Origin of the sequence: Sphingomonas colocasiae (assembly GCF_019880585.1) — a bacterium.
Taxonomy (GTDB): domain Bacteria; phylum Pseudomonadota; class Alphaproteobacteria; order Sphingomonadales; family Sphingomonadaceae; genus Sphingobium_A; species Sphingobium_A colocasiae.
In genome coordinates, this window is sequence record NZ_JAINVV010000004.1 from 757522 (window position 1) to 771177 (window position 13656).

At 67.2% G+C, this 13656-nt stretch carries 10 protein-coding genes; 7 read left to right on the forward strand and 3 right to left on the reverse strand.

Translation table 11 applies throughout. From position 1 onward, the window contains the following. Positions 1 to 37: 37 nt before the first annotated feature. Together K7G82_RS09935 and K7G82_RS09940 are read right to left on the reverse strand one after the other, a co-directional pair. The gene (locus tag K7G82_RS09935; protein ID WP_222989681.1) at positions 38 to 2044 is read right to left on the reverse strand and encodes a M3 family metallopeptidase; all 2007 of its coding nucleotides are present in this window, start codon (positions 2042 to 2044) and stop codon (positions 38 to 40) included. Then, on the reverse strand, positions 2041 to 3225 hold the full coding sequence (locus tag K7G82_RS09940; RefSeq protein ID WP_222989682.1) for an alpha/beta hydrolase: 1185 nt from the start codon (positions 3223 to 3225) through the stop codon (positions 2041 to 2043). The genes K7G82_RS09935 and K7G82_RS09940 overlap by 4 nt, the downstream gene beginning before the upstream one ends. A 111-nt stretch (positions 3226 to 3336) precedes the next feature. Here K7G82_RS09940 and K7G82_RS09945 point away from each other — a divergent pair, with 111 nt between their 5' ends. Then, on the forward strand, positions 3337 to 3924 hold the full coding sequence (locus K7G82_RS09945; protein ID WP_222989683.1) for a TetR/AcrR family transcriptional regulator: 588 nt from the start codon (positions 3337 to 3339) through the stop codon (positions 3922 to 3924). Positions 3925 to 3929: 5 nt separating this feature from the next. Here K7G82_RS09945 and K7G82_RS09950 read toward each other — a convergent pair whose 3' ends face one another. Then, on the reverse strand, positions 3930 to 5258 hold the full coding sequence (locus K7G82_RS09950) for an MFS transporter (protein ID WP_222989684.1): 1329 nt from the start codon (positions 5256 to 5258) through the stop codon (positions 3930 to 3932). Positions 5259 to 5410: 152 nt separating this feature from the next. Between K7G82_RS09950 and K7G82_RS09955 the strand changes: the two genes are divergently transcribed. The 6 genes from K7G82_RS09955 to K7G82_RS09980 are packed head-to-tail and all read left to right on the forward strand — an operon-like array spanning position 5411 to position 13614. Then, positions 5411 to 7519: a TonB-dependent receptor gene (locus K7G82_RS09955; RefSeq protein WP_222989685.1), complete on the forward strand. Its 2109-nt coding sequence runs from the start codon at positions 5411 to 5413 to the stop codon at positions 7517 to 7519. Positions 7520 to 7547: 28 nt separating this feature from the next. Further along, positions 7548 to 8759 carry an N-methyl-L-tryptophan oxidase gene (gene solA / locus K7G82_RS09960; protein ID WP_222989686.1) on the forward strand — a complete coding sequence of 404 codons (1212 nt, stop codon included), beginning with the start codon at positions 7548 to 7550 and terminating at the stop codon, positions 8757 to 8759. Between the two features lie 26 nt (positions 8760 to 8785). After that, on the forward strand, positions 8786 to 9988 hold the full coding sequence (locus K7G82_RS09965; RefSeq protein ID WP_222989687.1) for a M20 metallopeptidase family protein: 1203 nt from the start codon (positions 8786 to 8788) through the stop codon (positions 9986 to 9988). A 1-nt stretch (position 9989) separates the two neighbouring features. After that, a complete protein-coding gene (locus K7G82_RS09970; RefSeq protein ID WP_222989688.1) occupies positions 9990 to 11699 on the forward strand; it encodes a DUF885 domain-containing protein in 1710 nt (569 codons plus the stop codon). Continuing rightward, a complete protein-coding gene (locus K7G82_RS09975; protein ID WP_222989689.1) occupies positions 11699 to 12505 on the forward strand; it encodes an alpha/beta fold hydrolase in 807 nt (268 codons plus the stop codon). The genes K7G82_RS09970 and K7G82_RS09975 overlap by 1 nt, the downstream gene beginning before the upstream one ends. Before the next feature lie 38 nt (positions 12506 to 12543). Next, positions 12544 to 13614 carry a choice-of-anchor A family protein gene (locus K7G82_RS09980; protein ID WP_425517256.1) on the forward strand — a complete coding sequence of 357 codons (1071 nt, stop codon included), beginning with the start codon at positions 12544 to 12546 and terminating at the stop codon, positions 13612 to 13614. The last annotated feature ends 42 nt before the right edge of the window (positions 13615 to 13656 follow it).

Genomic DNA, 13656 nt, shown 5'->3' on the forward strand with positions numbered 1-13656 from the left:
CGTTCGCGGGAATGACACAGGGAGAATGGGGCAGACCCTAAGCGCTCTGGACGGGTAGACCCCGCGCCCTGAGCAGCGCGTCCGGGCTGGGATCGCGTCCGCGAAAGGCGCGGAACGCGGCATCGGGCGGATCGGCGTCGCCGACCGATAACAGGCAGTGCTCCAGTCGTTCGGCGGTCGGGCGATCGAGCAATGCGCCGGGTGCTTCGGCAAAGGCCGCGACCACGTCCGCCGACATCAGCTCGGCCCAGATATAGACATAATAGCCCGCCGAATATGTCGGCTCGCCACCGGCGAAGAGATGCCGGAACGCCGCGAGCGGATGGAGCGGGCGCAGCGCGTCGGGCATGCCCAGCGCCGCCCTGGCCTCATCCTCGAACGCGCGCAGATCGGCGGGTGGGTCGGCCCGCATGTGCAGCCGCAGATCGATGATCGCCGCCGCGAGATATTCGGCGGTCTCGATTCCCGATTTCGCGACCGCAAGGCCCAGCGTCTCGGCCAGTTCGTCGGGCATCGCCCGGCCCGTCGCCGGATCGCGCGCGAAGGCGGCGAGCATGTCGGGCTGCGTCAGCCAGTTCTCGAACATCGTCGAAGGCAGTTCGACGAAATCCCATGGGACATGGAAGGCGCTTTGGCGATGATCTTCGACATCGCCCAGCAACAAATGCAGCGCATGGCCGAATTCGTGAAACAGCGTGACGGCATCCCATAGTCGCAGATGCGCGGGCGCTCCCTCCTGCGGCCGCGCGATATTGTGGACGATCATCGCGATCGGCAGGTCATGGCCGCGCTCGGGCTGCCGCAGCGGCTGCACCCAGGCGCCGCCGGTCTTGCCCGTCCGGGCGAAGGGATCCAGATAGAGCGCGCCGATCGGCGCGCCGGCGCGTTCGACACGATAGGCGGACACATCGGGATGATGGGCCGGTGCGTCCGGCAGCACGGTAAAGCGCAGGCCGAACAGTCGCTCCGCCAGCCAGAACAGTCCGTCGCGCAGGCCGTCGAGCGTCAGATATCGCGAAAGCGCGCTTTCGCCCGCGCCCAGCCGGTGCTGGCGATCGCGCTCGCGGTAAAAGGCGACATCCCAGGGGGCGAGCCGATCGATCCCGTCCTGCCGCGCCAGGGCCGCCAGTGCGTCCAGTTCCCGATCCGCCTTGTCGCGCGCCGCGGGCCAGAGCCGGTCGAGCAGCGCGAGCGCGGTTTCGGGGCGCGCCGCCATGCGGTTCGAGGTGGTGAGGTCGGCATGGGATGCGAAGCCGAGAAGGCGCGCGCGTTCGGCGCGCAGGCGCAGCAATGTCGCGGCGAGCGGCAATGTGCAGCGATCGGGCGCGCGGTCGCCCCGGGCGGCGAACAGCCGCCAGGCGCGCTCGCGAACCGCGCGATCCGGGTGTTGGGTCAGGATCGGCTCGATCGTCGCGCGCGTGCAGGGCAATGGCCGGTCCGCGAGACCGGCGGGCAGACCCGCACGTTCGGACGGCGCCAGCGGCAACAGGTCGCCTTCGTCCTCGACCAGGATCCGGCGGAACCCGGCATGGCAGGTCGCCATCTCCTCGCCGATCGCGATCAGCCGCGCCTTCTCCGTCGCGCCGAGCGACGCGCCGGACATGTGGAAATCCTGCAGGGTGCGTTCGAGCAGCCGGGCGCGCCGGCGGGCCTGGACGATATCGTTCGCCGGTTGGGCGTCCTGCCCCGCCAGCATCGCAAGCCGGTCATGAAGGCCGACATGCTGGCCGATGCGGTCGTCATGCGCGGCGAGCATCGCGAGCACCGTCGGTGCGGCGGCCGAAACCTGCGCATCCGCCATCGTATCCGCAGCGACGTTGAACAGCGCACGCAGCCGGCGAAGCGCGCGGCCGCATTGCCCGAGCGCCGCGAGCGTGTTGGCGTGATCGGGCGGTTCGGGATTGTCGGCGATCCCGTCGATCTCGCGTTCGCAATCGTCGATCGCGCTTTGGAAGACCTGGACGAAACGGTCCGGCGCGATCGCGTCGAGCGGCGGCAATCCGCCCAGCGGCCCATTCCAGTCAGCGAGCATCGCCTCGCTCATGCGCGGGCGCCGGTCGAGACCGTGTCGCGCATCCGGCGCACCGCCGCCGCCGTGAATTCGGGCGCTTCATAGACGAAATTATGTCCGGTGCCGGCGGGTGCGCGAATGCGTTCCGCGCGTGTGGAGATGGCGAGATACCGCTCGCGCGACGCCGCGTAGAAACGCGGCGCGCGGTTAGGATCGCCGGCTCCATCGGTGACGATCGCCTTCATCACGTCCCGCTCCGCATCGGTATCGCCGGGGGCGACGAGGAAGACGGGAAGGTCGCCCAGATCGCGGTCATAGGCAATGGCGTCCCAGGCGATGCGGGCCATGCCCTCCGGCGACAATTCCTCGAAGATCGACGCCGCCGCGCAGGTTTCGCGCGTGCGCAATCCCAGGGCCTCGATCGCGGCATCGACCTTCGGCCCCTGCGCATCGCGGACCGCCGCGATCACGGAGGCGAAAGTGGGATCGTCGCGCTGCCGGCGCTCGGCCGCGCTGCGCCGAAAGCCGAACAGGCGGATGGTCGCCGACCAGAGCGCCCCACGTCGCATCTGGCTGAGAAAGGGATTGGGCGGGCCGAACACGATGGTTTCGGGCGGCGTCGCGTCGAGCAGGACGAGCCCGGCGACCGATGCCGGACGGTGCCGGGCAATGGCGGCGGCCAGAAAACCGCCGAAGCTGTGGCCGGCGAAGACGAACGGGCCTTGTTCTCCTGCCTTGTCGAGCGCGGCTATGATCTCCTCCACCTCGCGCATCGTGGTGCGGGGGAAGGGGCCGGGATCGCTCCAGCCGCTGCCCGGCCGGTCGATCAGGATCGACCGGCCGTCGCCGCGCAGCATGCGGTGGAGATGATCGAGCGCGATCCCGGCGCCATGCGCGCCGGGCAGCCAGACGATCGCGGGTGCGCCGTTCGCATCGCCTTCCGCTAGCAGGTGGATGCGGTGTCCGCCCACGTCGATCAGCCGGCCGGGGGCGGGATGCGCCGCCATCGCCCGGCGGACCTGGGCGAGATGCACGATGCCGCCGGTCGCGGCGAGCAAAGCGATGAGGATGAGGAGCGATCCCGCGATCGATGCGCCGAACGCGATCAGCAGCAGTCCGGTCAAAGTGAGGATCAGCGCAAGCGCAAGCGCCGCCCAGTCCCGGCTCATCACCGTCAGCAGATAGTCGATCGGTCGCCGCCGCACCCTGCGCATCCTTGCATTTCCCTTTCGCATTCAGCCGGTCTTCGCTAACAGATACAAGTATGTATTGCGGTGCGCGTCGGCCTTGCCGTGTCGCGCGCCGCGTCGATTTGAGAGAGTGGAATGGCCGGGACCAAGCAGGATGACGCGCCGGGCGGCACGGCGACGCCGGTGGAGCGCGACTGGATCGCGGCCGCGCGCGAGATGCTGATTGAAGGCGGTGTTTCCGCCGTCCAGATCAATCCGCTCGCGGCCCGCCTCGGCGTCACGCGCGGCGGCTTCTACTGGCGTTTCAAGAACCGGCAGGACCTGCTCGATCATCTGCTGCGCGAGTGGCGCGACGGCAATGTCCGCGCCTTTCTGCGCGCCGCCGATCGGGCGGGTACGCCTGTGGACCGCTATCGCCGGATCGTCCGGCTGTGGATGGAAGGGCGCGATTTCGATGCGGCGCTCGATTCGGCGATCCGCCAATGGGGCCGCGTCGAGCCCGAGGTCGCGGAGCAGGTGCTGCAGGCCGACGAGGAATGCATCGCGGCGCTGGCGCGGATCTTCGTCGATGCGGGGCAGGAGGAGGTTGAGGCGACGGTGCGCGCGCGCATCGTCTATTTCCACCAGATCGGCTATTGGGCGCTCGGCATCCGCGAGACGCAGGAACAGCGCCGCGCGCTCGCACCCGTCTATACCCGGCTTCTCACCGGCTTTGACGACTAGCATCGTCAGGCCCTGACCGCCGCCAGCGTCCGTGGCAGCCCGCGTTCGCTGTAGCGGAGCAATATCGCGCCGCCGGCGAAGCCGGGCAGGGCGACGATCAGCATCGCCTGCAGCAGGTTGAACGGGGCGGCGCCCAGCGCGTCGGAAATGGCGCCGACCAGCACCGGGCTGAGCGCGCCGAACAGGGTGTAGAACAGGCCGGCGATCGCCAGCAGGCGCGTGCGGATCTCCGCCGGGGCGAGCGCCTGGGTGAGCGTGGGCGAAAGCACCAGCCCGCCGAATGATGCCGCGATCTGTGCGGTGGCGATCATGTAGAAACCGTCGGGCGATCGGGCGAAGGGATAGAGGCAGCAGAGCAGCAGCGCGACGAGCGCGCCGATCTGCGCGACGCGGCCCGGCGTGAGATCGCCGGCGCGCGCGGAGATCATGCGGACAAGGAGGTTCGCCGCGACCACGCCGCCGATGCTGCCGACCGCGAAGACCTGGCTCAGCCGGATGCCGACGGCGGCCGGATCGGCATCGAACAGGCGCACGATCGCGATCGCCATCCAGCCGAATACCGTGAAATTCGCTGCGGCGATCGCGCCGAAGCCGATGAAGACCGGAAACAGCGTGCGCGGATGCGCCTGGAGAAAGGACAGCACCGAGCCGCTGCCGGCATCGGCGGCGGGCCTGTCCCGCTTTGCCTTGCGCAGGGGAATGAGCAGCACCATCGGGATCAGCGCGATCGCCGGCAGCGCCATCGCCATCAGCGCCAGCCGCCACGGCGCCAGCGCGGCGAGCCCGGCGGGCAGTTCGGCGTGATGCTCCGCGATCCCGCCGACCAGCGCGCCGCCGATCGCCAGGCCGGCGGAGATGCCGAGCAGTTGCGAGATGAAGAAGATCGAATTGGCGATCATCCGCTGCTTTTCCTGGAACAGGTCCGGGATGATCGAGAAGGTGACCGGCCCCAGCACCGCTTCGCCGGCGGCGATCGCCATCGCGCAGGCGAAAAGGGCGCCATAGCTGCCCGCCATCGCGGTTGCGGCCGCCCCCAACGACCAGATCAGGATGCAGGCCGCATAGATCGGCCGGCGCCCGGTGCGATCGGCGAGCCAACTGATCGGATAGGAGGCGATCGCCACCACCAGCGTGACCGCGATGCCGCGCAGTGCGCCGATCTGGATGTCCGACAGGTCCAGGTCGGCTTTGATCGCTTCGGTCACCAGCAACATCACCTGAGGGATCGCGTTGCCGACCATCGAGGTGAGGATAAGCACGAACAGACCGTACCAGGCGCCGAATCCGGCACGTTCGCTGTCGATGGGCGCTGATGTTGCTGCACGCGATTCCATGCGTCTCTCCAATTCATGGATGTATTCTAAGCTAAACCAAATGTCGCCGTGTGCAAGCGTTGAGTTGCACGATCACTCCGATAATTCGAAGGCTATTGCGATTTTATCGGATACATGCTTGTATCGTGAAAATGACGATGAAAGGGCGGAGCATGACGGGGCGGAAAAATCGGGCGGTGATGGTTGCGGCGCTGTTCGCGGGAACGGGGCTCGGGCATGCGGTGCCGGCGATGGCGCAGGATACACAGACGGCCGGGGAGGCCGGCTCGCCCGACATCGTCGTGACCGCGCAGCGGCGCGAGGAACGGATCGTCGACGTGCCGATCTCGATTTCGGCGATCGGAGCGCGCGATATCGAGCGTCGCGGCGTCACCAGTCTCGATTCGCTGCAGACCTCGGTTCCCGGGCTCCGGCTGGTCGATATCGGCATCGGCACGCAACGCATCCAGTTGCGCGGCATCTCGCAATTTCTGGGGCTGCCGACCGTCGGCAACTATATCGACGAATTCTCGATCAACAATTTCTCGGCGGCCGGCGTATCCGATATCCGCCTGCTCGATATGGAGCGGGTGGAGGTGCTGCGCGGTCCCCAGCCGACCCTTTACGGCGAAGGGTCGATGGGCGGCACGATCCGCTATGTGACCGCGTCACCCGATCTCGCGCGGATCGGCGGCAGCGCGGAAGCCCAGATCAACACCATCGACGGCGGCGAGGCGGGCTATCGCGCCGAGGCGGTGCTCAACCTGCCGCTGGTCGAGGACAAGGTGGGCATCCGCTTCGCGGCGGCGCGCGAGCAGGTGGGCGGCTATGTCGATGTGCCGGCGGGCAACGACGTCAATGATGCGCGTTACACCACGCTGCGCGGCAAGCTGCTGGTGAAGCCGAGCGATGGTTTTTCGCTCTCGCTGCTGATCCAGCATCAGGTCGCGAGCCAGATGTACAAGAATTACAGCGAGCGGGATTATGACAGCGACGCGCTCGTCGCCTCGCCGTTGCGGCAGAGCTATACGCTCGGCAATCTCGTCGCGACTTATGATTTCGGGGCGGTCACGCTGCTGAGCTCGACCGGCTATCTGCGCAACAGAAGCCGCTCGGTCGATGATTCCGGCGAATATTACAACACATTCGTCTTCGGCGCGCCGGTGCTGACCAGCGCCATCGGCGAGAGCGTCGCGCGGCTGAGCAAATTCTCGCAGGAAGTGCGGCTGACGACCAATGCGACTGGACCGTTCCGTCTCGCCACGGGGGTGGTCTATGCGCGCGGGCGGACGGACAGCGATCTGAGCGGCGGATCCGATCCGGCGATACCGGGGCTCGATTATGTGATCACCGGGCCGCAGGTTTCGAAGAGCTGGGCGGTGTATGGCGATCTGAGCTACGACGTCACCGATGCGGTGAAGGTCGAGATCGGCGGGCGCTATTTCCACGATCGCCGGACGAGCGACACGGTGCTGCAGATCCCGTCGCTCGGCATCACTTCGCCCACGGTGCAGTCGGGCAGCTTCAACAGCTTCAATCCGCGCGCCAGCATCAGCATCAAGACCTCGGCCGACGGAACGATCTATGCGAACGCGGCCAAGGGGTTCCGCAGCGGTGGCTTCAACACCGTCACCTCGCCGCTGACGCCGCCGACCTATGGCCCGGAAAAACTGTGGAGCTACGAGATCGGGACAAAGCAGGCGCTGTTCGATCGCCGGATGTTCCTGGAAATTTCGGTCTATTACAATGATTACAAGGGCGTTCAGGCGGTGTTCCCGCAAAGCGCGACGATCAGCGCCACCACCAATTCGGGCAAGGCCAGCGGCCCCGGCGTCGATGTGACCCTGCAGGGCAAGCTGCGCTCCGATCTCTCGGTTTCCGCGAGTGTCGGTTACAATCATCTGCGTTTCGACACGACGGGCATCGATCGGCGCAAGGGCGAACCGCTCGACATGGTGCCGGACTGGACCTGGTCGGCGGCGATCGATTACGAGCCGCTGATCGGCAGCGATACCCGCCTGCTCGCGCATCTCGATTATGGCTATAGCGATGCGGCCCGGATCACGCTGCACAGCGCGGTGCTCGATCAGGTGAGCTTCACGCAATCCCGCGCGATACTCAACGCCCGGCTCGGCGTCGATCTCGGCCGGCTCAAGCCCTATGTCTTCGCCAACAACCTGACCAATACCGCCCGGATCGTGAACCCCGCGTTCGGCGCCTATTTCGAACCGGTCTATACGCGACCGCGCACGATCGGCGCCGGGGTGCGGGTGCAGTTCTGAGTGGTCGGGCCGGATCGTCGATAATAACATGACCGAAACCGCAGACGTCATCGTGATCGGCCTGGGGGCCATGGGCGCCGCCGCGCTGCACCAGCTCGCCCGGCGCGGCGCGCGCGTGCTCGGCATAGACCGGTTCGCGCCGCCGCACGACAGCGGCTCCAGCCATGGCGAAACGCGGATCACGCGCCAGGCCATCGGCGAGGGTGAGATCTATGTGCCGCTCGTGCTGCGGTCGCATGAGATCTGGCGCGAACTCGAAGCCGAGACCGGCGAGCAATTGCTGCTGGAATGCGGGTTCGTCGCGATCGACAGTTCGGGCGGCCAGGCGGTGATGCACGGCAAGAACGGTTTCGCCGAACGGACCGAACGCGCCGCCGCGCGTTTCCGGATTCCGCACGAGGTGCTGACGCCCGACGAGCTGATGCACCGCTTTCCGGGTTTCACGCTACGCGGGGACGAGCGCGTCTATTACGAGCCCGGCGGCGGACTGGTCTATCCGGAGCGTTGCATCGCGGCACAGCTCCAGCGCGCGGCGGCGCTGGGCGCGGAGCTGCGGCTGAACGAAACGGTCCAGGCGATCGTGCCGGTGGCCGGCGGCGTCCGCGTCACCACATCGCGCGGCAGCTATGAAGGCGGCCATGTCGTCGTGGCGGCGGGGGGGTGGACGCCGGCACTGATCGGCCCGCCGCTGCGCCGACTGCAATTGCTGCGGCAGGTGCTGCACTGGTTCGTGCCCGATCGGCCGAGCCGGTATCAGGCCGGGCATTTCCCCACCTTCATCTGGGCGCATGGCGTGGCACCGGAGGACAGTTTCTATGGTTTCCCGATCGCGCCGGGCGCGACGCCCGGCGTGAAGCTGGCGACCGAGCAATTCTCGACCGGGATGGGCGCTCCGCACGATCTGGATCGCACGGTGACGGCGGCGGAGGTGGAGGCGATGCATGTCGCCCATGCCGATGGCCGGCTGATCGGGCTGTCGCGTTCAGCGCTGCGCTCTGCCGCCTGTTTCTACACCAACGCGCCCGATGGCGATTTCGCCATCGATCATCGCCCGGACAGCGATCGTGTCCTCGTCGTTTCCGCCTGTTCGGGCCATGGCTTCAAGCATTCGGCGGGCATCGGCGAACATGTCGCGCGGGTGCTGGACGGCGAGGACAGTCTTCGCCCCGCTTTCGCGCTCGATCGTCCCGCGCTCGAACCCTTTCGGATGCGCGAACCCGACAAACCGGTTAGCTCATGAGCCTGACACGGGATGAGGAGCAGGTGATGGCGTATCGGGACGAGGATCTGGCGAGGCGAGGCGAGGCGATGCTGCCGCTGATGGTCTCGCTGCGGCGGGCGATCCATGGCGAACCCGAGATCGGCCTGCAAACGCCGGCGACGATGGCGAAGGTCCGGGAGGCGCTTGCCGATCTGCCGCTCGAATGGCGAGAGGGCAGCTCGACCACCGGCGCGGTCGCTTTGCTCAAGGGCGGCACGGCGGGACGCCGCGTGCTGCTGCGCGGCGACATGGATGCACTGCCCATGCAGGAGCATACCGGGCTCGATTTCCAGTCCAGGATCGCGGGCGCCATGCATGCCTGCGGCCATGACGCGCATACCGCGATGCTGGTGGGCGCAGCGCGATTGCTGGCGGAGCGGCGAGAGACGCTGCCGGGCGAGGTGGCTTTCATGTTCCAGCCCGGCGAGGAGGGCTGGCACGGCGCGCGCTTCATGATCGACGACGGTCTGCTCGATCCGCTGCCCGATGCCGCCTTCGCCCTGCATGTCATGCCCAATGCGCCGCATGGCGTGATCGCCGGCCGCCCCGGGCCGCTGCTCGCCTCGTCCGATCGGCTGAATATCACGGTGCATGGGGCGGGCGGGCATGCGTCGATGCCGCACCACGCGCTCGATCCTGTGCCGATCGCGTGCGAGATCGTGACCGCGATCCAGAGCTTCGTCACCCGCCGCGTCTCGGTCTTCGATCCGGCGGTGGTCACGATCGCCCGGATCGAGGCGGGCACCACCGACAATGTGATCCCGCATAGCGCGTCGATGGCGGGCACGGTGCGCACATTGTCACCCGAGCGGCGCGCATCGGTGCAGGAAGGGCTGACGCGCCTGGCGACAGGGATCGCGGCGGCGCATGGTGCGCGCGCGGACGTGTCGTTCGATCCCGGCTTTCCGGTCACGCGCTGTGATCCCGCCGCCGTCGCGTTCGGCAAGGCCGTTTCACAGTCGCTGTTCGGCGACGATGCCTGGATGGCGCTCGACGCGCCGATCATGGGTGCGGAGGATTTCTCCTATGTGCTCGATCGCGTGCCCGGTGCGATGTTCTTTCTGGGGGCGGCGGAAGCAGGGGCCGACTGGACCCGGTGCTGCGGCCTCCATTCCGGTCACATGATACTCGACGAACGGGTGATGGCGCGCGGCGGTGCGTTGCTCGCCGGGCTCGCCGAGCGCTTTCTCGAAAAGGGGTTCGATTGATATGGGCGATGCGCGGCTGGCCGCACTGGCGGAGCGGTTCTGGCGGTTCGAATGCCGGGAAACGCCGCTCGCGGCGATCCTGGCGGGCCAGCCGACCGAGGATGAAATCGTCTTCCGCGAGTCCGCCGCCGATCATGCGCGCCGCGACGCGGGCGCGACGGACATGCTGGACGCGCTGGCGGCGATCCCGGCCGAAGGGCTGGACGATCAGGATCGCGCGACGCGCATCCTGCTCGAACGCGAGTTGCGGGCGATCCGCGACCTGTATGCGGTCCAGGCGCATCTGCGGCCCTGGCTGCTGCCGGCCGGCCCCGATTTCAACACCGTGTTCTTCGCCAATTCCAGCGCGATCGCGGACAGCGCGGGCGCGGCGCTCTATCTGGACCGGCTATCGACGATTCCGGCATTCATGGCCGATATCCGCGCCAATCTCGCGGCCGGGCACGCGATGGGCATCCGCTATCCCCGCGCGGTGCTGGAGGGGGCGGCCGCCAATACGCGCGGCATGATCGCCGGCGATGCCGAGCATCTGCCATGGTATGGGCCGTTCAAGCGATCGGCGGCGGGCGGGCAGGTGGGCGTGCAGGCTGCCGGCGAGCGCGCCCTGACGCTGATCCGCGACGAGATCGTGCCTGCCATGGCCGGCTATGCCGACGACCTGACCGGGGCCTTGTCGGCCGGTGCGCGCGAGAGCCTGAGCTGCTGCGACACGCCGGGCGGACGTGCTTATTACGAGACCTTCGTCCGCCATTTCACCACCACCGGCATGACTCCCGACGAAGTGCACGCGCTCGGCCTCGACGAAGTCGCCCGGCTCGAACGCGCGCTCGACGCGCTGGCGGCGGAGGCCGGCCATGCCGGCGATATCGCCGGCTATCGCACTTTCCTGACGAGCGATGCGCAATTCGTTGCGGAGAGCCCCGACGCGCTCCGTGCCACGCTCGAAAGTCTTTGCAAGCGGATCGACAAGCGCATCCCCGCCTATTTCGGTCGGATCCCGCGCATCACCTATGGCGTGGAAACGATGCCGGCGGCGCTGTCCGCCAACATGCCGCCCGCTTATGCGCAGCCGAGTCCGGCCGACCGGTCCGCGCCCGGCATCTTCTGGGCCAGCGCGATCCCCGCCAAATGCCCCAGCTACATGCATGTGGCACTGGCGGTGCACGAGGCCTGGCCCGGGCATCTGATGCATATCGCGCTGATGCACGAACAGGATGGGCTGCCCGAGTTCCGCCGCCATGGTGCGGTCAAATACACTGCCTGTGTCGAAGGCTGGGCGCTGTATTGCGAAGGCCTGGCCGCCGAGATGGGCCTCTACCAGACCCCGCACGAACATTATGGACGGCTGGAGATGGAGATGTGGCGCGCCGTGCGCCTGGTCGTCGATACCGGCATCCACTGGTTCGGCTGGAGCCGCGATCGGGCAATCGCCTATATGGCCGAACGGCTGGCGCTTTCGGCGGAAACGATCGCGGGCGAGGTCGATCGCTATGCGGCGCTGCCCGCCCAGGCCCTGGCTTATCAGATCGGCAATCTGCGTATCCGGGCGTTGCGTGCCCGCGCGGAAGCGGTGTTGGGCGATCGTTTCAGCCATCGCGGATTCCATGACGCGATTACCGGCGTCGGCGCCGTGACCCTGCCGGTGCTCGACGATCTGATCGGCGCCTGGATCGATCGCGAGGCCGCGATGCCGCAAGCGGCGGCCGCCTGATGCCGCTCGATCCCGCGACCGGCGTCTATTACGAGCTGCATGGCCAGGGCGCGCCGCTGATGATCGGCCTGCCGTTGATGGCCTCTCATCAGGCCATTTTCGGCGAGAGCCAGGCGGCGGTGCTGCGCGGTTATCTCGACCGGCTGGCCGATCGGTACCGCATCCTGCTCGTCGACTATCCGGCGATCGGGAAGAGCCGCGATATCCTGCCCGAACCGATGACGGCGGAGCGTGTCTGTGCCGATCTGCTGGGCGTGGCGAGTGCCGCCGGCTTCGATCGTTTCGCCTATTGCGGCTATAGCTGGAGCGCGGCCGTCGGGCTGCAACTGGCGACGCGCAGCGACCGGTTGACCGCGCTCGCCATTGGCGGCTGGCCGCCGATCGATGCGCCCTATGGCGCGCTGCTGGCCGCCAGCCTGGCCAAGATCGGCCAGGTCGAGCCGTCTTCGATGGTCGTGCTGCGATCGGCCGAACAATATGTTCAATGGTCGCAATTCTACGCGAGCCTGCAAGGGTGGGGAGAGGCGGATGCGGCGGCGTCGATCCGCTGCCCCAGGCTGGTCTTTTTCGGTGGTGATGGCGATCTGGTCGAGGCCGGCCATCCCGTTCCGATCGCCTCGACGATCCGGCGCTGCCGGTCCGATCTGGAATTGACGGGCTGGGAGGTGCGCGAATTTCCCGGCCATGGCCACGAGGTCACGCTTCAAGCCGCTCTGGTTGTTCCCGTGATCGCAGATTTCCTGGACCGCGCATTGGTGTCGGCGGAGACGGGTGAATTCGACTCGTCTCGTTTTAGGAAAAATTAACCTTCATTTCTCCACCACCGGTTTCGACGGTCAACTATATGCGGCGAATGAGGAAAATTCACTTGCTGCTCGGCGCCGCGCTTGCCGCGGCCATCTCCATCCCCGTCCTGGCGGCGCCGCCCGTTGTCGGGCTCGACAGCATGCGCGAATGGAATCTGATCGTGCTGGGCGATCTGCAATCCTCGTCCGAAGTGGAGGGGCGCACCTTTGTCGGCGGTGACCTGACAGGCAATTCCTCCAACTATCAGATCAAGACGCCGACACCGTCGCCGACCGGGCAGCCGGGGCTGACGGTGGTCGGCAATGTCGTCGGCGGCGCGAAGAATCTCAACAACGGTTCGGGTGCGATCGTCGGCGGCAATGTGTCGAGCGGCTTCAACCTGAACGGCGCGGCGCAGACGGTGCAGGTGGGCGGCACGATCAGCAACACCAATGTCAACCAGAACACCGTCCAGTCCGGGCTGGCCGCTTCCAATCCCGATTTCGTATCGAGCCTCAACCAGCAGAAGAGCGTGCTGACGAGCAGTCTCACCGACATGTCGCACACCTTGTCGACGCTGGATTCGAACAGCGCCGTCGCGATCAGCGGCAACCGGGCGACCTTCAACGCAGCGCCCAATGCGGAAGGCGTCGCCATCTTCAACATCACCGCCGATCAGCTCAACAGCATCGGCGAGATCGATTTCAAGCTGAACGGCGCGGACACCGCGATCGTCAATGTCAGCGGCAAATCGATCCTGCTCAACGACAATTTCCTGGGCGGCACCAACAATCTCGGTGAGCATGTCATCTGGAACTTCGCCGAGGCGGAGTCGCTCAACCTGACGACGGCCTGGGGCGGATCGGTGCTCGCGCCGCGCGCCGCCGCGACGACGGGCAATTATATCCAGGGTTCGGCGGTGTTCGGCAGCCTCGTCCAGAATGGCGAGATGCATGTCGGCACTTACAAGGGCGGTTATACGCCGCCGTCCGGCCCGCCGACGGGCGGCGGCAGTTCGGGCGGTTCGACGCCGGTGCCGATCAATGGCGCATGGGGCCTGTTCGCACTGGGGCTGGCCGGGCTTCTGCTCGGGCGGCGGATCGGGCGCGAGAAGCTCGCCAAGGCATGATGTCAGGTTCGGTGTCCTGTTGATAGGACGCTGCGTCGAGTT

Excerpts from the sequence above, each read along its gene's own strand:
- K7G82_RS09950 (WP_222989684.1), bottom strand. The coding sequence starts at position 5,258 with ATGGAATCGCGTGCAGCAACATCAGCGCCCATCGACAGCGAACGTGCC.
- K7G82_RS09970 (WP_222989688.1), top strand. The coding sequence starts at position 9,990 with ATGGGCGATGCGCGGCTGGCCGCACTGGCGGAGCGGTTCTGGCGGTTC.
- K7G82_RS09935 (WP_222989681.1), bottom strand. The coding sequence starts at position 2,044 with ATGAGCGAGGCGATGCTCGCTGACTGGAATGGGCCGCTGGGCGGATTG.
- solA (WP_222989686.1), top strand. The coding sequence starts at position 7,548 with ATGACCGAAACCGCAGACGTCATCGTGATCGGCCTGGGGGCCATGGGC.
- K7G82_RS09955 (WP_222989685.1), top strand. The coding sequence starts at position 5,411 with ATGACGGGGCGGAAAAATCGGGCGGTGATGGTTGCGGCGCTGTTCGCG.
- K7G82_RS09975 (WP_222989689.1), top strand. The coding sequence starts at position 11,699 with ATGCCGCTCGATCCCGCGACCGGCGTCTATTACGAGCTGCATGGCCAG.
- K7G82_RS09945 (WP_222989683.1), top strand. The coding sequence starts at position 3,337 with ATGGCCGGGACCAAGCAGGATGACGCGCCGGGCGGCACGGCGACGCCG.
- K7G82_RS09965 (WP_222989687.1), top strand. The coding sequence starts at position 8,786 with ATGGCGTATCGGGACGAGGATCTGGCGAGGCGAGGCGAGGCGATGCTG.
- K7G82_RS09940 (WP_222989682.1), bottom strand. The coding sequence starts at position 3,225 with ATGCGCAGGGTGCGGCGGCGACCGATCGACTATCTGCTGACGGTGATG.
- K7G82_RS09980 (WP_425517256.1), top strand. The coding sequence starts at position 12,544 with ATGCGGCGAATGAGGAAAATTCACTTGCTGCTCGGCGCCGCGCTTGCC.